17 protein-coding genes are annotated in these 19713 nt (G+C 38.4%); 7 read left to right on the top strand and 10 right to left on the bottom strand.

The genetic code is table 11. The features are described 5' to 3' along the window. Nucleotides 1–22 precede the first annotated feature (22 nt). Complete coding sequence (locus tag LVD47_RS04445) at nt 23–952, bottom strand: Ppx/GppA phosphatase family protein (RefSeq protein WP_236974343.1); 930 nt, start codon at nt 950–952, stop codon at nt 23–25. After that, entirely contained in the window at nt 949–1614 is a 666-nt protein-coding gene (locus LVD47_RS04440; protein WP_236974342.1) for a hypothetical protein, read from the bottom strand. The genes LVD47_RS04445 and LVD47_RS04440 overlap by 4 nt, the downstream gene beginning before the upstream one ends. On the opposite strand from LVD47_RS04440, the gene LVD47_RS04435 reads away from it, so the two are divergent. Then, nucleotides 1613–3034 carry an OmpA family protein gene (locus LVD47_RS04435; protein ID WP_236974341.1) on the top strand — a complete coding sequence of 474 codons (1422 nt, stop codon included), beginning with the start codon at nt 1613–1615 and terminating at the stop codon, nt 3032–3034. The genes LVD47_RS04440 and LVD47_RS04435 overlap by 2 nt on opposite strands. Nucleotides 3035–3261: 227 nt before the next feature. Here the strand turns inward: LVD47_RS04435 and LVD47_RS04430 are convergent, their stop codons facing one another. Together LVD47_RS04430 and LVD47_RS04425 are read right to left on the bottom strand one after the other, a co-directional pair. Then, entirely contained in the window at nt 3262–4614 is a 1353-nt protein-coding gene (locus LVD47_RS04430; RefSeq protein ID WP_236974340.1) for an Nramp family divalent metal transporter, read from the bottom strand. A gap of 74 nt (nt 4615–4688) precedes the next feature. Then, nucleotides 4689–5150, bottom strand: coding sequence for a DinB family protein (locus tag LVD47_RS04425; RefSeq protein WP_236974339.1), 462 nt, complete (start codon nt 5148–5150; stop codon nt 4689–4691). Nucleotides 5151–5648: 498 nt separating this feature from the next. On the opposite strand from LVD47_RS04425, the gene LVD47_RS04420 reads away from it, so the two are divergent. From LVD47_RS04420 to LVD47_RS04400, 5 genes are all read left to right on the top strand, one after another. Further along, the gene (locus LVD47_RS04420) at nt 5649–7583 is read left to right on the top strand and encodes an SGNH/GDSL hydrolase family protein (protein ID WP_236974338.1); all 1935 of its coding nucleotides are present in this window, start codon (nt 5649–5651) and stop codon (nt 7581–7583) included. 474 nt (nt 7584–8057) lie between these two features. Beyond that, nucleotides 8058–9551: a N,N-dimethylformamidase beta subunit family domain-containing protein gene (locus tag LVD47_RS04415; protein WP_236974337.1), complete on the top strand. Its 1494-nt coding sequence runs from the start codon at nt 8058–8060 to the stop codon at nt 9549–9551. Between the two features lie 35 nt (nt 9552–9586). Then, nucleotides 9587–12709 (top strand): PVC-type heme-binding CxxCH protein, encoded by a 3123-nt coding sequence (locus LVD47_RS04410; protein WP_236974336.1) that lies wholly within the window; start codon nt 9587–9589, stop codon nt 12707–12709. Nucleotides 12710–12744: 35 nt separating this feature from the next. Further along, complete coding sequence (locus LVD47_RS04405; protein WP_236974335.1) at nt 12745–13155, top strand: DUF6157 family protein; 411 nt, start codon at nt 12745–12747, stop codon at nt 13153–13155. A gap of 8 nt (nt 13156–13163) precedes the next feature. Then, entirely contained in the window at nt 13164–13712 is a 549-nt protein-coding gene (locus LVD47_RS04400; RefSeq protein WP_236974334.1) for a DUF1697 domain-containing protein, read from the top strand. On the opposite strand, the gene LVD47_RS04395 is transcribed toward LVD47_RS04400, so the two are convergent. Continuing rightward, a complete protein-coding gene (locus LVD47_RS04395; protein WP_236974333.1) occupies nt 13701–14681 on the bottom strand; it encodes a GlxA family transcriptional regulator in 981 nt (326 codons plus the stop codon). The genes LVD47_RS04400 and LVD47_RS04395 overlap by 12 nt on opposite strands. Before the next feature lie 136 nt (nt 14682–14817). On the opposite strand from LVD47_RS04395, the gene LVD47_RS04390 reads away from it, so the two are divergent. Next, the gene (locus tag LVD47_RS04390; protein ID WP_236974332.1) at nt 14818–15474 is read left to right on the top strand and encodes a class I SAM-dependent methyltransferase; all 657 of its coding nucleotides are present in this window, start codon (nt 14818–14820) and stop codon (nt 15472–15474) included. Between the two features lie 295 nt (nt 15475–15769). On the opposite strand, the gene groL is transcribed toward LVD47_RS04390, so the two are convergent. The 5 genes from groL to lptE form a co-directional block, all read right to left on the bottom strand. Beyond that, nucleotides 15770–17419, bottom strand: coding sequence for a chaperonin GroEL (groL, locus tag LVD47_RS04385; RefSeq protein ID WP_236974331.1), 1650 nt, complete (start codon nt 17417–17419; stop codon nt 15770–15772). A gap of 61 nt (nt 17420–17480) precedes the next feature. Continuing rightward, complete coding sequence (locus tag LVD47_RS04380) at nt 17481–17750, bottom strand: co-chaperone GroES (RefSeq protein ID WP_236974538.1); 270 nt, start codon at nt 17748–17750, stop codon at nt 17481–17483. Nucleotides 17751–17937: 187 nt separating this feature from the next. After that, a complete protein-coding gene (gene secG / locus LVD47_RS04375) occupies nt 17938–18204 on the bottom strand; it encodes a preprotein translocase subunit SecG (RefSeq protein ID WP_236974330.1) in 267 nt (88 codons plus the stop codon). A gap of 3 nt (nt 18205–18207) precedes the next feature. Further along, nucleotides 18208–19140: a hypothetical protein gene (locus LVD47_RS04370; RefSeq protein WP_236974329.1), complete on the bottom strand. Its 933-nt coding sequence runs from the start codon at nt 19138–19140 to the stop codon at nt 18208–18210. Nucleotides 19141–19145: 5 nt separating this feature from the next. Continuing rightward, the gene (gene lptE / locus LVD47_RS04365; RefSeq protein WP_236974328.1) at nt 19146–19709 is read right to left on the bottom strand and encodes an LPS assembly lipoprotein LptE; all 564 of its coding nucleotides are present in this window, start codon (nt 19707–19709) and stop codon (nt 19146–19148) included. Between the last annotated feature and the right edge of the window lie 4 nt (nt 19710–19713).

Below are 19713 nucleotides of genomic sequence, written 5' to 3'. Positions count from 1 at the left end.
TAAAATCCTGAAAAAGCTTTTTTTATTTCTGCTTGGTCCTTTTCCAATTTTCAAAACATTCCTGTAACAGCCCTTCTTTTAAAGCAAATTTGGAAAATACGATTTTTTCAAACTCTATTTGCTCCAATATCCATTCGATCATAATAAATGCATAAACGGCTAAGTTTACTCTTTTTTGGGGAATACTGCTATTTTGTATCCGTTCAGCCTCTGTAGAACTTATGATAGGACTTATATAATTATTTACTTGTTCCAGGGTGGCTGTTCCACAATCCTGATTCTGAAAGTCCGGCCCAATAGTTGCTTCAGCAATTACGTCAAATGTTCCCGATCCACCAATTAAATTCTTAGGTCTTACTCCATTGAGGTTTTCGATTAATTTACCTGATTTCAATTCAATAAAATTCTTTACAATTTGTATTTCCTCAGAAGTTGCAGGATCTGACAATGGAAGGGAATTGCGAATTACTCCCAAACCAATAGGTAAGCTTTCCTGAAATACAACAGAGTTATTTTTGGTAATGGTGAATTCAGTACTGCCACCTCCAATATCCATCATAAGGGCATCTGAAGAATAATCCGGACAGGCTGCTACGATTCCCTTGTATATAAGCTGGGCTTCCCTGTTTCCATCGATCAATTCTATTTCAATGCCAAAACGGTTTTTTGCCATTTCCAAAAATAGTAATCCGTTACTGGCGCTTCTCAAGGCAGCTGTTCCTACCGCAATGATGTCCAGGGTATTGTGATCCCGACAAGATTGATAGAAAGATTCCAACGTCTGCTGACCCCGGTCAAAAGCTTCCTGGGCAATGGTGTTTATGCCATTTTGAGCCAGGAAAACGTATGAACGCTCTTTGTAAATAATCTCAAATCCTTCAGATGTAATACGCGCAATTAGTAGATGGAAGGTATTAGATCCAAGGTCTATGATTCCAATTGTATTTTTCAAAATCTATAGTGATATTGTAAGCTTAAATAAAATAATTTTAAAGGAATTGCTTCATTAGGTATTTCAAGAAAAGGGGTAAAGGACCGGACATATCTTCCAAAAATTCCGTGATGCTGGTTTAACCACAATCCAAATCCAAGCAATAAACTTAAGTCATTTTTTTGAACTTCGGACAAATGCGGCTCAATTTTATTGTAATCCACGTTTATATCCAAAATTCTACTAATGTTAATTCCGCCATCGAATTGAAACTTGGCCAACCCGTTGTCCCACCAAGTCAAATAAGAAAAATACAATGGGATCTGGGCCAGGTTGAGATCGATAAAACGGTCTTTGGGAAAAAAAATCGAACTTCTGGAGCCAGCGTGACTGTATAATAATTCTAGATGCGTTTCCCATCTATTGACCAAACGGTAGGAAATGCCTATTCCGCCGGAATACCCGATTTTGTGATACCCGGCAAGATCATCACCCCGGACCTGAGAAAAAATAGGACCGGCAATAATAGAAGCAGAAAATACGTTTTCCTGTGCATTTGACGTTATTGCTGATGATAATAAGAATATTGAAAGGAAAAAAATAAAGGGATTGATAAATTTTAATCTGTTTTTTTCGTTAATATAGTAAGTTAAGGAGATCGATTCCATTGAATTGGTTAGCATGAGTTATAAACGAAATTTAAATATCGCATATTTTCTCGTACTTTTTTTTGCGGGCCAGCATATACTTTTTTCGCAAGATACGATTGAATTAGAAAATCCCTCATTTGAGGACTTCCCACAACCGAATCAACCCCCCAAGGGCTGGACGGATTGTGGTTTTCCAGGGGAATCCCCACCTGATGTCCAACCATCGGGTGCCTGGGGCGTTTATTGGCCGGCAATGGATGGTGAGACGTATCTTGGAATGGTTACTAGAGAACACGAAACCTATGAGACAGTAGGCCAGAAAATGTCGGATTTTTTGTGGTCTGGCACCTGTTATCAACTTTCTTTTTTCTTGTGCCAAAGCCCTGTGTATGTAAGTGCGATAGTCAGAGGGGGCGTGGAGAAGAATTTTTCAACCCCTATTAAATTGAGGATTTGGGGTGGAAATGATAGTTGTCGAAAAGAAGAATTGCTCGGGGAGACACCATTGGTCAAAAATCACGACTGGGAGCGTTATTATGTTAAATTAAGTCCAAAACGTGGAAACTACAAGTATATATTTCTCGAAGCGTATTATCAAACCCCGGTTTTGTTTCCTTATAATGGAAATGTGCTGGTGGACGATATGTCGCCAATTGTGGCGATGGAGTCTTGCACTGATGAATTCAAGAAAGAAACTAAAATCGAGCCCCCAGTAGTTGAAATTTTATCTCCGGCAGAAAAAATAGATGAGGATCGTCGAATATACAGGATCCATGGAAAAATCACAAATGTCAATGATCCACAGAAGGTCTACCTGGCCATTAATGATTTTCATATAAAGAATTTTGTTTATGACCGGAAAAAAGGGGATTTTTCGGCGTATGTTAAGTTGGTGGCCGGTAAAAATGCCATAAAACTGATTGGTTCCAATGAGGCTGGAACTGATACCGATTCAACGATTATACGGACTGAGGACCTGGCAGTAAAAGTACCTTCTAATGATAGGAGGAATCTATCCGATCCCCCATCTACTATTGAATCTGAAGTGGAAATTAATAAATACAATTTTGCAAAGGAAGATGGTAAAAAGTCGCTGAAAAAGGGAGATGTCATTAATCTCGAACATCTGCAATTTCAGCCCAATAAGGCGACGCTAAGTGACCAGGATACAGATATTTTGGAAGATCTTTTTGAGTTTTTAGTTGACTATCCGGGAGTAAAGATTGAAATCGGTGGTCATACCAATGGTATACCTGATTGGAATTATTGTATAAAATTGAGTACTGATAGAGCCAAAGCTGTGGCTGATTACCTGATGGAACGCGGAATTTCTTTTAAAAGGTTGAGAGTTGTGGGCTATGGTAAAAAGTATCCGATTGCTACCAATGCTACGGAAGAGGGAAGAAAGAAAAATCAACGGGTAGAGATAAAAATAATAACAATCGGTGGGTAATATAGCTTTATAAGCTTTCTTTTGGGTATTTATTGCAGGGACCTAGCCCGGAAGCGTTTTACCGGATAGCCAAGCGTTAAAAATCGTGTATGTAATAATGTTTTGTCAGAACATTCCCATGTTAGATGGATTTTTCAAACTTTACAGATGCTGAAGAAATTAAGCGGCATAAAAGTTTTTTGCGCCGAGGTAGTTTTTTTTAACCCCCGATAATTCCTTTTTCCCATTTATAATACCTTAGAAATAGAATATATACCTACCCCCAGGATCGCCAGCGAACTGACCCAGAAAAATATATCATACAGTCTACTGGGCTTAAGCGAATAGGGCAACCTGAAATACCGAAATCGATAAGCTGCAAAGACAACAATCAATAATAAGATTGATGTTGAAAACCCTCCAATGAGAACCATTAGAACCGGTAGTTTGATAAAAATGTAAAGGAAACACCATATTAAGGGAAATATCCATGCAAGGTACTGAATGCTTTTTTCCCTTTTAGCAGGATCGTAAAACTGTACCCATCCGATTTTGCTGAAAGCGTCTGAAAATATTCTGGTCCAGCTAGCCAAAGCTGCAAATACTGTAGAGAATAGGGCAATAATTGCCCCCAGAAGATAAATTGATTTAGCCCATGGGCCTAAAGATTCTGTATAAATATAGGACAATGTCTCGATGGTTTCATATCCTTCAGGTACATTTCCCAATTGGTGCAATATTGATGCACCTAATAAGTAAAATGCAGCCGTTACCAAGGTATATACCACCATTGATAAGATAGCGTCAAGGTACATGACTTTTATCCAGCCCCTGGCGCGGTCATTCCATTCAGTGGTGTCCTCATAAGGCCCGGTAAACTGAGCATATCCTTTTTCCAGACACCAATAATTATAGTACATGATTTCATCGCCACCTATTCCCGTAATGCCAAAAGCTGATATAGCAACCCCTACTGCAGCAGGTGGTAGTGTAAAAGATAGTCCGGTTGATATTTGTTGCCAGGAAATTGCGTATTCGGTAAATTGGACGGCAAATAATGAAGAAAAAGTAAGTAGTGTAAAGACACCCAACATCAAGGCTGAAATTTTTTCAATTGATTGGTATTTACCCCTGTATACCAATAGTGAAGATCCGATAGCGGCTATAAAAGCCCATACGAAGACGGGAATGGCAGGAAAGGCTATGTTCAATGCAATTCCTACCCCTCCAATGATACCGCCTACTTGCAGGAGCTTAAACAACTGTATAAACAACCAGGTCCAAATCGACCAATTTGTTTTACGAATTTTAGGACCGGGTAATTTGTTAAATGCCGTCATGACGGTTTCGCCAGAGTATATGGCATGCTTACCAAATTCCATTTGCAAAGTAACTTTTACAAGGCAACTGACGAGAATAACCCAGAAAGTAATAAATCCAGCTCTGGCTCCCAAAGTTGTCGTGGCTATAAGTTCTCCAGAACCTACTACCGCTGCCGATAAAATAAATCCAGGACCTAACTTTTTCAGTTTCCCATTAAAAGTTTGCGGCGGGTTTTGAATTTTTGAAGCTGCCTGTTGATAGCTGGTTGATGGGTTCAATGTTTTTTATTTTGAACCAATATAAGAATTTGATCTAAAATTCTGGAGTAGTTGAAAAATTTAGTTGGTAATAGTTAAATTACTCTTTTGAGAGCTAGAATATACCCCAAATGAAGTCCTTCATGGACATTGTTGAAGTTAATAGCATCTTCTATTGTATTGATAGTGAGTTCGAGGCTGGTCGTATAACTTTTATAATTTTCAAATTTGCCCTTTTGATAGTCTTCTTTGGTCGTTTGTACATTGGACAAAAACAAATTTTTGAAATATTCCCATTCTTCCCTACTCATTGGTTGGGATTCAGACGGCGTGCTTCCCTTTCTGTATTTGTTGACTAAGTCCTTATTGATTTCAAGAGGCAGTCCTGAAAAGTAATAACAAATTAATTGTTGAGTAACTACCAAATGAGCAAAATTCCAGGCAATATTGTTATTAAAACCTTCTGGTATTATATTTAATTGATCCATTGTGAGACCATCCAGAATTCTTAAGATTGTTTTTCTAGTCTTCTCTAGTGCTTCGAATTGATATTCCATATTTGATTTATTTAAATCAAGATTGATTGGCAAATGTATGAATGATTTATGAATTGCATAAGATTTTCATGTTGATAATGGCCTGAACTATACGAATTATTATAGTTTCGGATGGAAAGGGAAGTGAATGTGCACGTCTTGCCCCTTTAGTATAAAATTCCTTTTTGTTCCTGTGGAGGCTTCTAGGATTTAATTTCTGTCTACACTAATGGGCATTCAGCGGCAGCTTTTTGCTACTGGTCGGAGACGCTGAAAATTCGTAGTCCTTTTCCATGCTTGTTAGCTATTTCTCGTTTCAGAAATTCAATGCCTCCTTAAAATTAGCATTCTTATTTCCATCTGAAGCTCTGGATAGTCTCCAATGTTTTTGTCCTTCGCAGTCGAATCTACTTTTTTCGTGAGGTCTGTATACCAAATAATCATGGAATTCCATTAATTAGAAAAGGAGGTGGCTAATATTGACTATATTAGACGTTTCTGTACAACAATCACCTGTTTATGATTATTAGGACGTTACTCCTATCTGGTATTCTATTTCTTTGTTTTAAAAGTAATGCCCAGGATTTGATAGATTCAGTCCAGTGGAAGGTTGGGAAGAAGATTCAATTTACCTTTGAGGGAAGAGGGGCATTTATTATAATTCCGGACCACCCTACATCAGGTAATCCCTGGGTGTGGAGAGCTCGTTTCCCCAATTGGCATACTGAAATGGATAGCATTCTGGTATCTAAAGGATTTCATATAGCTTATGTGGATACGGATGGTTTGTTGGGACACCCGCAAGCGATGCAGGTTTGGGATCGGTTTTATACTTTTTTAACCAAAAAATACGAGTTGGCGGAAAAAGTAGCACTAGAGGGGGTTAGCCGTGGAGGTTTGTTTGTATATGGATGGGCCAAGAGAAATCCATGGAAAGTCAGCTGCATTTACCTTGAAGCACCAGTATGTGATCCCCGAAGTTGGCCAGGCGGGAAAGGAGATGGCATTGGTTCGCAAAAGGACTGGGACCATTGGTTAGACCTTTATAATTACGCCCCTAATGAAGTTCCTGATATTGAAGATATTCCTTTAAATAATCTGGAATCACTGGCATCTTTCAAAGTTCCCATACTTCATGTTATCGGACTCAAGGACAAAGTTGTCCCCCCTTCTGAAAATACATTTCCACTTGTGCAATCGTATATAGAACATGGAGGTCCCGCTTCCATTTATCCTATGACCAGGGGGGAGCAAAATCTTATGGGACATCATTTTGAAATTGAAAAACCTGAATTGTTTGCCAAATTCATTATTGAGCATTCAATGCCTGTCCAGAAACAACTAAATGCAAATAGATATATAGAAGTTAATAAAGGAATTGATAGAGCTTATAGAAAATTTGAAGAGGAGAAGACAGGAACGGTAGCCTTTCTTGGTGGATCCATCACGCACAATCCTGGATGGAGAAATAAAATTTCGCAGTATTTGAAAGAAAAATTTCCAGAAACAACCTTTCAATTTATAGCTGCAGGGATCCCGTCTTTAGGTAGTACCCCGCATGCATTTAGATTTGAAAAAGATGTATTATCCCATGGAATTCCTGACCTTCTGTTTGTAGAAAGCGCAGTGAATGACCGGACTAATGGCTTTAGTAAAGAAGCTCAAATCAGGGCTTTGGAAGGTATTGTGAGACATGCCAAACAGAGAAACAGGAATATGGACATTGTGTTAATGGCTTTTGCAGATCCGGATAAGATGAGCGATTATGACTTAGGAGAGATTCCGGAAGAGGTAGAGGTTCATAGACTAGTTTCCAAACATTATAATCTACCCTTTATCAACCTGGCCAGGGAGGTATATGATCGGGTAAGGTCCAATGAATTTTCATGGAAGTATGACTTCAAGAATCTTCATCCATCACCTTTTGGACAGGAAATTTATTTCAGGACCATGAAAGAATTATTGGAGATGGATAATTTAACTTCTTCTAATTATGATTTTGTGATGCCCGATCCATTGGACCGATATTCTTATGACCACGGGAAATACCTGCCTGTGACTTCTGCAGATAAATTATCAGGATTTCAGGTGAATTCTTCCTGGAAACCGGATTCAAATATTTCTACAAGAGAGGGGTTTGTAAAAGTTCCGATGTTAGTGGGAGAAGATCCGGGAAGTTCCTTTCAGTTTGAATTTTATGGTGAAGCCATAGGGATTGCTATAATATCTGGCCCGGATGCCGGTCGAATATTGTATACTATAGATGGGAAAAAATACCCACCTTTGGAGTTGTACACCCGTTGGAGTAGCCAGTTGCATTTGCCATGGTATTTAATGTTGGATGACGAATTGGAGCAGGGGAAGCACACCTTGGTAGTAGAGATTTCTGATACCAGCCACGATGATAGTTTGGGTACAGCTTGTAGGATAGTCTACTTTTTGCAGGGACTTTAATTGGGGGGTGTTAATTCAATTTTTCATACATATTTCTTTTAAATTTGTATACATGTTATGGTTTAAAACCTTATGTTTATCATGCATTACTCATAAATTTATAGTGAATATTGGCGACAATTGATTGTACATAATTGAATTACATTCAATATTGTCAGGATTAACCCTGGTAATGACAAAATATTAGGTCTCAAAAATTTGGATCATAAACTAATATTTTAAATATTATCTTGTGATTTGATTTATTTGTTGCATATATTTTTCAATTCGCCTGTCCTTTGGGGCACTGACGCAGGTTGAAACACCTGTATGAAATAATGGATAAATTTTTCGGGTGGTACAATTCAATGGTACTCTATTATTAGGAGAATGTAAAAATACATTATACTCAGGCAGGTATGTTTTCATTCCATGAATAATCTTGTTGTGTAATAAGCTGATTCTATTTAAAAATTAATAGTATTAAAATATTGTATGAATTCGGATAAGAAGACACGTAGTAAAAAAGAATCCTTTTTCCAGTCCCATGAATTGTTTTTGAACAGAAGCGATTTGATATCCCGGGAAAATGAAAAAAAAGGATCACTGGATTGGCAGTTGACCAGAGTCCGTGCAGATTCTGACCAGTTTCGTTCTCCATGGATCGAAGGGTATTGTTCGAGACAGAGTATTTCTTCCGGAGATAATTTGGAAATAATGGTATCGACTGATCCGGAGAGACAATTCAATCTTGAAATATTTCGAATGGGGTATTATGATGGTTGCGGTGCCCGGTTAATGGAGAAAATTGGTCCATTAGATGGTCGAAAGCAAACAACCCCTGAGCCAGGAGAAAAAAATATTCACGAGTGTACCTGGGAATCTTCTTACACACTAAACATTAAAGAGGAATGGATCAGTGGTGTTTACTTAGGGAGGCTGACCACTATTCCTAAAGGAAATGAGCCTTATTGGCAAAGCTATATTATTTTTATAGTGAAAGACGATCGTCCGGCTGATGTATTGTACCAATGCTCTGATAATACATGGCAGGCTTATAATCGTTGGCCAAATAATTATTCCATTTATACCCATCCCAGGGGCGTACAGGGACCATGGGCTCAAGTAAGTTTTGACCGGCCTTATGGAAGGCAATCTCAATTCGATGCTATAGTAAATGATCCTTTGTCGATGGGATCGGGGGAATTCCTTTCTTTTGAATTTCCGATGGTTTACTTTCTGGAGAAACATGGTTATGATGTAACTTATTGTTCCAATAGTGATTTAATATCCCCTGAAAGAGGATTAAAGTGTAAGGCTTTTTTGAGTGTGGGACATGATGAATATTGGGATATCAGGCAATTTAGGAGCGTTGAAAAAATGAGGGATCACGGTGTGAGCTTATTGTTTTTTTCCGGAAACTCTATTTGTTGGGTAGCACCTTTTAGTCCCAGTAGTGCAGGGCAGGCGAAAAGAAGAATTTTCCGGGGCGGCCCTTATGGAGCTAACAATGATTACGCTGAAACAAGGGAGCGTGAATACGGCCCCTTTCCGTATCGCGGACCTGATGAAGGGCTATTGATGGGTTGTAGAAATGTAAAACCTGTTAACGGGGGAGGTGATTGGGTTATTTCAAATGCTGATCATTGGATGTTTAAGGGATGTGATGTCCAAAATGGTGATATTATTCCTGGTTTGATAGGGTGGGAGTATCATGGAGATCCTGCTTCCATAAAAGGTCTTGAGGTTGTAGCGAAAGGAACAGCCTGGGTTGGAGGTGATAGAGCACAACAATGGGCATCGGCCATATATCCCGGTCCCAGAAATAATATAGTGTTTAATGCATCGACTATTTTTTGGTCCCAGGGATTGAGCCGTCCTCCGGGGCATACATTACCCTGGTCTCACTGGAGTAGGCCGCATGGGCCAGATGCCCGGGTCCAGAAGATCACGCATAATTTATTGCGGGAAGCACTGGATATTTCTTAGAATTGAATTAACCCTGATAATCTTTTAATGGTAGGATGAAAAATATACTATTCATTGTAATAACTACTCTTTGTTTCCTGAGCTGTAAAAAGAACCATTCTACAAAAGAATTGGAAGGACTTGAAGTTCCCGATGGATTTACGATTGAAAGAATAGTGACGGATGATCTAATCGAATACCCCATGTTTGGAAGTTTTGATGACCGGGGAGACTTGTTTGTATTTGAGTCAACAGGTACAAATGATATGGGCACTGAAAAAATGCTTGAAGAACCTTCTTACCAAATTCGAAAACTTAGTGATGCCGATGGTGACGGAATATTTGATAGTAGCATTGTTTTTGCAGAACAATTACCTTTTCCAATGGGTGGTGAGTTCATAAATGGAAGTTTATATGTAGCTGCCGCTCCGGATTTATTGAAATTGACTGATACTGATGGTGATGGGAAAGCAGATACTAGGGAAGTTATCCTGACCGGGTGGAAACTTCACCATAACGGGGCGATATTAAGCGGTCCATTTATGGGCAAAGACGGTTGGTTGTACCTGGCAGATGCCCGAAGAGGATTTGATATAACAAACAAGGAGGGTAAGCAAATGAAGGGTAAAGGCACGAGGATTTGGCGATGCAAGCCTGATGGTTCTGAATTAGAATGGCTGAGTGGCGGTGGTTTTGACAATTCGATTGAAATTGTCTTTATGCCTACCGGGGAAAGTATAGGAACAATGACTTACTTTACAGATCCAAGGGATGGCCAGAGAGATGCGTTGATGCATTGGATCGAAGGAGGTGTTTATCCCAAAGACCATCCGAGTATCAGGGAAGACAACCTTCCGCGAACAGGACCCCTTATGCCAACAATGACCAAGATGGCCAGGGTTGCTCCTTCGGGTCTTATGCGATATGAAAGTGGGGTATGGGGTAAGGAATTTCAGGGAAATATTTTTTCTGCAGAGTTTAATACCGGCAGAATTATGCGGTATAAGGTTGTTACTGATAGTGCTACATATTCTACCGAAGAATCGGTTTTTATCAGTGCTAATGGAAATGATGTTCACCCAACAGATGTTATGGAAGATGCAGATGGAAGTCTTTTGGTCATGGTGACCGGGGGATGGTTCATTGAAGGTTGCCCGCTCTCCAGAGTTGCTAAGCCTGAAGTACGTGGAGGGATATATCGCATTAAAAAAAATGATTCTGGGAGTTCCAGGAGAAATAAATCCTGGGGAAATGATTTGGATATTGCATCAATGAATCCAAGTGAAATTTTTGATGTATTAAGTAGATCTAAGTTTAAAATTTCGGGAAGGGCATTTGAAGAATTAATTAAAAGAGGTACCGCATCCTTGACTGTGTTGGAAAAGACCCTACAAGATGAAAGAGAAAAGAATCGAATCGATGCCGTTTTTGCATTATATCGGATTGGAGGAGAAGAGGCCATTGGTTTGATTCGTACTGCGCTGGAAGATCCTTCCGATGCGGTGCGAACTGCAGCTGTGCGTTGTCTGGGTTTGCAAAAAGACACAACTAGTGTCAATTTAATCGAAGGGTGTCTTAAGGTGAACTCTATGGCTCTTATGAGACAAGCTGCTACGGCCCTGGGACAAATTGGATCCCCCGGGAGCATTGATATTTTGCTTTCATCTCTCGACCAACCCATAGATCGATTTACAGAACATTCTATCAGATATGCATTGTATAAAATTGGAGAGGTAGAAAGGTTGAAACATGCACTTAAAGAAAATACAGGGGCATCCGGGCGGGGTGCTTTATTGGTATTGGATCAAATTGAAGAGTATACATTAACAAGTAATGATGTACTTCCTTTCCTAAAAAGTAATAATCCCAAGGATCGTAATTTGGCAATTTGGTTAGCAGCCAATCATCCTGAGTGGGAGAATATGATAGGGCGTTTTATTACCGGATTAATGAAGAGCGGAGATTGGAATGATTCGATCCGTGAACATACAAAACCTTTGTTTCTCACTTTTTCAGAAAGTACACTTTTGCAAAAGTTGATTGGACAAATGTTGAGTGGAACAACATCAGGAGATCAGGAATTTGCTTTGCAGGTAATTTATGAATCGAATTTAAATAAATTGCCTAAGGGTTGGAGTGACCAATTACATTTGATTCTTAATTCTCAAAATAGAGAATCCCGGTACATAGTTTTGGATTTAATTGAATCAAGGGGGTGGGGTCAATTTGTTGATGAATTAACATTAATTGTCAATAATGAAAAACTTGGTAATGAGTTGAGGCTGAAAGCAATGCGAGCCCGACTTAGAACGGATGATGTCCTTTCTGAAGGGGAAGGGGAATATCTAATCGGACTACTTGATGCTACTAATGAATCTGTAGATCGCCAGGAAGCTGCTCAATTGTTATCGCAGTCCTTATTATCCAGGAGGCAATTAATTGAAATCGCTGAAAATGAAATTACCAATGCAGATTTATTCTTACTTCCAAAATTAATCCAGGTATTTAAAGGCTATTCAGATAAAAATGTCGGCCGAGCAATGGTAAAGGGACTGGGAGAAGTAAAAGATGGATTGGATAATGTTTCCCTTCATGATATAGAGAGTGTTTTATCTGAGTATCCTGAGGTTGTAAAGGAAATGGCCAAACCATTGATGTCTAAAATCAGGACTTTGCATGCCGAAAGATTATTGAGGCTAGATGAGCTGGACTCCTCATTGAAAAAGGGGGATGTAGGCAGGGGAAGGAAATTGTTTTATGGTAAAGCCATTTGTTCTTCCTGTCATGCCATAGGAGGAGATGGTTCGGATTTTGGTCCTGATCTGTCCAATATAGGAGAAATTCGTTCCCGGCATGATATTCTTGAAGCACTTGTGTATCCAAGTGCAAGTTTTGCGAGGGAATACGATACGTATGAAGTGAAAACATCTGATAATACCTATCAGGGAATTATTAAAGATCAAACAGAGCAATTCTTACTATTGAAAATCGGTCCAAACTCAGAAGTGCGAATTCCCCAAAACGAAATTATTTCTATTGAGACCAAGTCTGTATCTTTAATGCCGCCGGGGTTGGAAAAACAGCTTACTATAGGGGAATTGTCTGACTTAATGGCTTTTTTAGAATCATTGCCTTATAATATTGATCGTTTAATAGAGTTAAATAAAAACAATAACTGATTTTTGGATCGAATAAAAGTACCTTCATTTTAGTCATGCATACTACAAACTATTTCAATACTTTTATATTGGTTGCTGAAGATTGTCCTGTAAAACAGGCTATAGTACCTGAAATGAGAAAGGGAGTTAAAACGATACCTTTACTGCAATTCGAATTGATAATTGGTAATCCGTACGGATTTACTTCTGATGATATAATATTTAGGGTTCATGCCATTCGCAAAGGAATGGATCCTTTGGATCCTGTTACCCGGGACGATTTTTTTTCTAAAGGTCAGCCGTGTCTTCGGTGCTCATCATTGGGTAAGAGATATGGCTGGGGGATACACTGTAATGGAGAAGGTAAAGTGGCTTTAGTTCCCTTGAATACAGATGAATACAATGCCAAAGCTAAGGATGGAGATATAATTCAGGTAAGGGCTATGCGTAATTCTCGTAAAAATTGAATTAAAATATGGAACAATTCGCCGTTTTTTTGAGAGGAATCAATGTAGGTGGAAACAAGAAAGTACCGATGGAAGACCTTAAAAAGATGATGACAGAAAGTGGATTTGAAGATGTGGAAACCCTTTTAAATTCAGGGAATATTCTCTTTTTTTCAGGAGGATTAAATACTGAAGAACTGGAAGGGGTAATAGAAAAGGCCATTGAACAGAAATTTGGTTTTTTTGTGCCTGTAATCGCGAGGAAGATGGAAGACATTTTGGGTATGATTTCCCAGGATCCTTTTTCAGGGATCGAAATTCATAAGAAAATTAGGTTGTATGTATCTTTTGTGAAGGAAGATAGTAATATCGAAAGCCTCGAGCTCCCATGGATTAGTGAAGATAACTCTTATAGAATACTGGAATACAAGGATCGGGTGGTTTACAGTGTACTGGATTTGACAGGCACGAAAACTACAAAAGCCATGGAATACCTTGACAAGCTTTTTGGGAAATTCAATGTGACAACACGAAATTGGAATACAATTTTAAAGATGAAAAAGAAATCAATTCATTAAAATAGCTTCCTTATTATATTTATTCCGATATTGATAAGGAGTCATCCCTGTGATTTTTTTGAACATATCCCTAAAAGCATTTGCATCGTTATAGCCAACAGAAAACATGATTTCGGAAACTGTTTTTTGACTTATTTCCAGTTTTTTTTTGGCGGCTTCTACTTTTACCCTTTGTGTATATTCAAGTACTGTATTTTGCGTCGCTTTTTTAAATCTTCTCTCAAAAGACCTCTTCCCTATATTAAACTTTTTGCTTAATTCCGGGACCGTATATTTTTGATCTATATTTTCTTCTATAAAATTTTGTGCTTCGAGGATGTCGTCATCTTCATGCATTTTTTGCCCTTGAAATATGGAAAAGTGTGATTGGCTTCGGGTATTTATATTAAGAACAAAAAATTTGGAAACAAGTATTGCCATTTTACGGTCTACATATTTTTCTACAAGGTGCAGTAATAGGTTCCAATATGAATTTGCCCCACCACTGGAGTACAGACCGTTGACTTCTGTGACTATTTTGTCATCCACTAAATTTACATGCGGGAACATATCCCGAAATTTATTGGCAAAGAGCCAATGAGTAGAGCAAGGTTTATTGCGCAAAAGTCCTGTAGAAGCGAGTAAGAATGCACCCAAACAAAGACTCGCAATTTCAGCCCCATCTTTATACTGCTCAGTAATCCATGGGATAAAAGCTTCATTAATCTTGACCGCATCTTCAATGTCTCTGCTCAATGCAGGGATAATTACCAAATCCGGTTTTTGCGCGTTTTCTATCGTAGCATCACTTTCCATAGTAAATGCGCCATCAGAAAAAGTTACTTTATTTTTTAAACCGACCATTTGAATGTTGAAATGTTTTTCCGAGCCCTGTTCTTTCAAAAACTGGTTGACTACATTGAACATATACCGTGGATCGGCTACAGCTTCAACAACCGCTAATTCAGGCAATAAAATAGCAACATTCATTTGTTTTAATTATTTTTAACCAAATCCAAAATAATAGTATTTCGTCATTTACTAAAATTATTTCTCATTGATTCTGTTGGATTGGCATCTAATTATAGTTAATTATTGACAACAAATATCAAATATTTATAAAAATATGGATCCTCAACAACTTAAAGCGATTGCAGCGCAACTGCGAAAACCAGAAGGTACTGAAGCGGCAGAAGTGGTTGAAAGAATGAATAAAAATAACCGGAATATTTCTTTAAAAACCATTGAATTGCTTGAATTGGATTCCGGAGACCGAATATTGGAAATCGGACCCGCCAATGGGGCTTATGTAGCGGAAATATTGAATGGTAATGAAGTAAAATATACTGGCATTGATTATTCGGCGGATATGGTAAGAGAGGCCGAAATACTAAATGAAAAATTTGTTTCCAATGAACGGGCCCAATTTGTATGTGGCAGTTCGGAAGATTTGCCTTTTGAAGATGGATACTTTGATAAAGTATTTAGCGTAAATACATTTTATTTTTGGGAGAATCCTTCCCAACATTTACATGAAATAAGGAGGGTACTGAAAATTGGAGGCCAGTTTAATTTAGGGTTTGGAAGCAGGGACTTTATGGAAATGCTTCCATTTACTAAATTTGGTTTTAATCTCTATTTCCCGGAGGAAGTAAAGGAATATTTAGTGGACGCTTCGTTTAGGGTTGATGAGATAAAGGCCCTTGAGCCGGAAATCATTGAGATAGTTGGTCAAAGCATTAAAAAAGAATTTTATATTGCTATTTGTAAAAAAGAATATTAATTCAGTTGATATATTACGAGAGTCGTATTTTTTTTTGATTGCAAAAAGGGGTATTTCTTTTACGTCGTAATCCTATTTGTATTCATACCAGGAGATAGACTGTTAACGTACGTATGTTATTATTAAGGCATTGGGTCCTTAGCTGAGAGTTCAAAGCTTCCCAGACCATATTGTTTTTATTCGGGGCTAGAATTATGGTATCGGATCGCCTAATGGATAAAAAAAATGGCTGCTTCAATGAATGAAACAGCCATATAATAATCGGTTAGGATTTTATATTGTAATTCCGGTCAGATTACATCATTCCTCCCATTCCACCTGGCATTCCACCTGGCATTCCACCACCGGCACCGCCACCGTCTTCTTTCTCAGGTTTGTCATTTACTACACACTCGGTAGTAAGGATCATTCCAGAAATAGAAGAGGCATTTTCCAATGCGATACGAGTCACTTTGGTAGGATCAATGACACCTGCTTTTTTCAGATCAACGTATTCATCTGTACGTGCATTGTAGCCGTTCGAACCATCAGATTCTAATACTTTTTGCAATACAACAGAACCTTCAACGCCAGCATTATTAGCAATTGCTCTTAAGGGCTCTTCCAATGCTCTTTTGACAATGGCAATACCAATAGTCTGGTCCGCATTATCTCCTTTGAGATTTTCCAATGAACGGATCGCTCTTACCAGGGCTACTCCTCCACCAGCTACGATTCCTTCCTCAACGGCAGCTCTGGTAGCGTGCAATGCATCATCTACACGGTCTTTTTTCTCTTTCATTTCTACTTCAGTAGCAGCACCTACGTACAAAACAGCTACACCACCAGCTAATTTAGCCAATCTTTCCTGCAATTTTTCGCGGTCGTAGTCAGATGTAGTTGTTTCTATTTGCTGCTTGATTTGGTTGATGCGTGAATTGATTTGTTCTTCATCACCTTTACCATTGACGATAGTAGTATTGTCTTTATCTACTTCGATTTTTTCAGCTGTTCCAAGGTGTTCCAACTCAGTGTTCTCAAGTTTGTACCCTTTTTCTTCACTGATTACGGTTCCTCCTGTAAGTACAGCAATATCTTCCAACATTGCTTTTCTTCGGTCTCCGAATCCTGGGGCTTTAACAGCTACTACTTTCAATTGAGCGCGTAATCGGTTCACGACCAAGACACCCAAAGCCTGGCTATCAATATCTTCTGCAATAATCAAAAGCGGTTTTCCACTTCCTGCTGCTTTTTCCAATACAGGAAGTATCTCCTGCATATTGGAAATCTTTTTATCGTGAATAAGGATCAATGGGTTGTCATATTCAGCAACCATATCCTCAGTATCTGTCACAAAGTAAGGAGATAAATATCCACGGTCAAACTGCATACCAATCACTTCATCTACATAAGTGTCAGTTCCTTTCGACTCTTCAACAGTGATCACACCGTCTTTAGTCACTCTTTTCATAGCATCTGCAATCAATTCTCCTACTTGATCATCGTTGTTAGCAGAAATAGCAGCTACTTGTTTTACTTTTTCAAAATCGTCATCGATTTTTTCAGATTGGCTCTGCAAGTCTGCGATTACAGCTTGTACTGCTTTGTCAATTCCTCTTTTCAAGTCCATAGGATTAGCTCCGGCAGTGACGTTTTTCATACCTGCCTGGATCATTGATTGAGCAAGGACAGTAGCAGTTGTTGTTCCATCTCCGGCGATGTCAGCCGTTTTAGAAGCTACTTCTTTTACCATTTGGGCGCCCATATTTTCGACGGCATCCTCCAATTCTATTTCCTTAGCTACAGTAACACCATCTTTAGTGATTACAGGAGCTCCAAAAGATTTTTGTAATACTACATTTCTACCTTTGGGTCCTAAAGTGACTTTTACTGCATTTGCTAAAGCATCTACTCCAGCTTTTAATTTATTTCTGGCATTGATATTAAAGCTAATTTCTTTAGCCATTTTATTACAATTTTAAAATTTACAAAATGAATTAAATTCGAATGAAAACTAAGAATAGAATTTAGTCTTCCAAGATTACAAGAACGTCATCTTCTCTCATGATAAGGTAATCTTCCCCTTGCCAGGATATTTCCTGACCGGAATATTTACCGTATAGAACGACATCGCCTGCTTTGACCGTCATTAGATTTCCATCTTTACCAGGTCCAACAGCAACGATTTCGCCTCGTTGCGGTTTTTCTTTAGCAGTATCGGGAATTATTATTCCCCCTTTGGTTTTTTCATCAGCGGGAGCAGGCTTTACAACTACTCTGTCGTTGATTGGCTTCATCATTTGACCTATATTTTTTTAGTTAAAAAAATGATTTTGTTTTCGAATTTTATAGTGCATTTTTGATGCCAATAGATATTTTTATGTCAATCTGACAATCGAACTGAAAATAATGCAGACTCTATGACAAAAAAAAATGTCTTTGCAGATACAAAGACATTTTGACATATAATTTTTGGATGTTCTTTTACTCTGAAAGTAATTGTATTCCTGTTTCACCTGCTGAATTACTAACTATGATCGTCGTAATAATGCAAAGGACAACAAGAGCTATCGCCAAACCCCAGGTTGCCTTCTCTACCAAATTCGTACTTTTTGCCGCACCAAACAACTGGTTTGCCCCCTGGCCACCAAATGTAGAATCAACACCTCCTCCTTTAGGATTTTGAATCAGCACAACCAGCATCAACAATACGCTGATGATTGCAATTAAAACTGTAAGCGCTGTTACCATTTTTTAACTATTTAAATTCTTTAATTCTTTTATTTTCGCTGCAAAGTAAATACTTTTTTCGGGAAATTTCAAACTTAACTTTGTGTACATGTCTTTTGCTTTTTCTGTGAGCCCTTGTTGTACATAAAGATCTGCCAGGGTTTCACTTACTACTTCTTCATTTTCTTGTACGCTTTCTTCTGCCAGCTTTTCGGTCTGGCTCGGTTTTTTCTTCCAGAGTTTTTCTTTTTTAATTTTCTTTTTCTTTCTTTTGAACTCACGGGCTGACCTTGGGTTTTCAGGCAATTGGTATAACCAGGATCGAAAACTAGCATCTTCCGGATCAGAATCATTCCTTATGTCTCCAGTATTGTCTTCACTGTCTTCGTGCGTTCCAAATTTTCTTGCTACTTTTTCAAATCGAGTTTCTTTCTTTTTCTTCTTCCCGGATTTTTTTTCTTTTTCTTCAGACTTGTTGTCAGTTGATTTCGACTGCTCTTCACCTTCCCATGTATTAGTCCCCTCATTGGGCATTATTTGTGGGGTATTTGTTTCGTGATCAGGTTCTGCCGGCATTTCTTCTACCACCGTCATATGATAGTCTTCTTCCGAGGTCGGTGATGCGGGTATTTCTGTTTCTGAGTTTTCTTCTACGACATCATCTGCTTCAGGTATATTATCGGATGGTGGTTCTTGCTTTAAGTATTCAGACTTTGAAGGAAATTGTTCGATAACATCGAGATATTCATTGAGGATTGCTTTGTCACTGGTAGTAGCTATAAGGTTGTGTATCAGTTCTTCATCTATTTGACCAAAAGTAAATTTTTGTTTCATTAGAGCTAATACCTTTACTTCTGCGTGAAAGGGTTTTTCTTCCAAATAGAGTAATAGATCTTCATAATCGATTTCCCTGATCCTTTTGGGTTGTTCCTGGTAATATTTATAAGATTGAACCATAGTGTCTACCAATTCGAAAATGTTTGATTAAAAATATCTTCTCCGATCTGCGTAAATATTTGATTGATCAGTCCGTCCTGGACATCCAGAAAGTTTTGATTGCTTTCGAAATTCCTGAAATCAGAAAAAGATTTTTCCCAGTTTTTTTCTTCGTCAAAATGATCAATGTAGTTTACTTTCACGGAAATGTCCAACCTACTAAATGCAGTTGTTTCATCAGGTTGGGGAGCTACGGAGGATACAGTAAACCGGGTAATTTCTCCTGAAAATTCGATATTGGGATCTATTTCCGTGAATGAAAGACGAGACTCTCTTAATATCTGTTGTTTCAATTGATCGGAAAAGACGACACCTAATTGCCGGGGGGCTTTCAATGCCCTGTTACTAATATCAAATTCCGGTATATAAAAAGTTTTTACTTCCTGGGGAATGCTAACTCCCTGGAAACTATAGCATCCAGTTAAAAATTGACTTGTAAGAAAACAGATCAATAGGAATCCGGCAAAAGAAACGTATTGACTCTTTTGTAGGCATCGGAATTTTTCTCCATATCCAATTACGTATTTCATAAAG

This window comes from Membranihabitans maritimus (genome assembly GCF_021729145.1).
Classification (GTDB): domain Bacteria; phylum Bacteroidota; class Bacteroidia; order Chitinophagales; family Saprospiraceae; genus Membranihabitans; species Membranihabitans maritimus.
The sequence above is the reverse complement of the archived record's forward strand: the minus strand, read 5'-3'. Positions and strand labels throughout refer to the sequence as shown.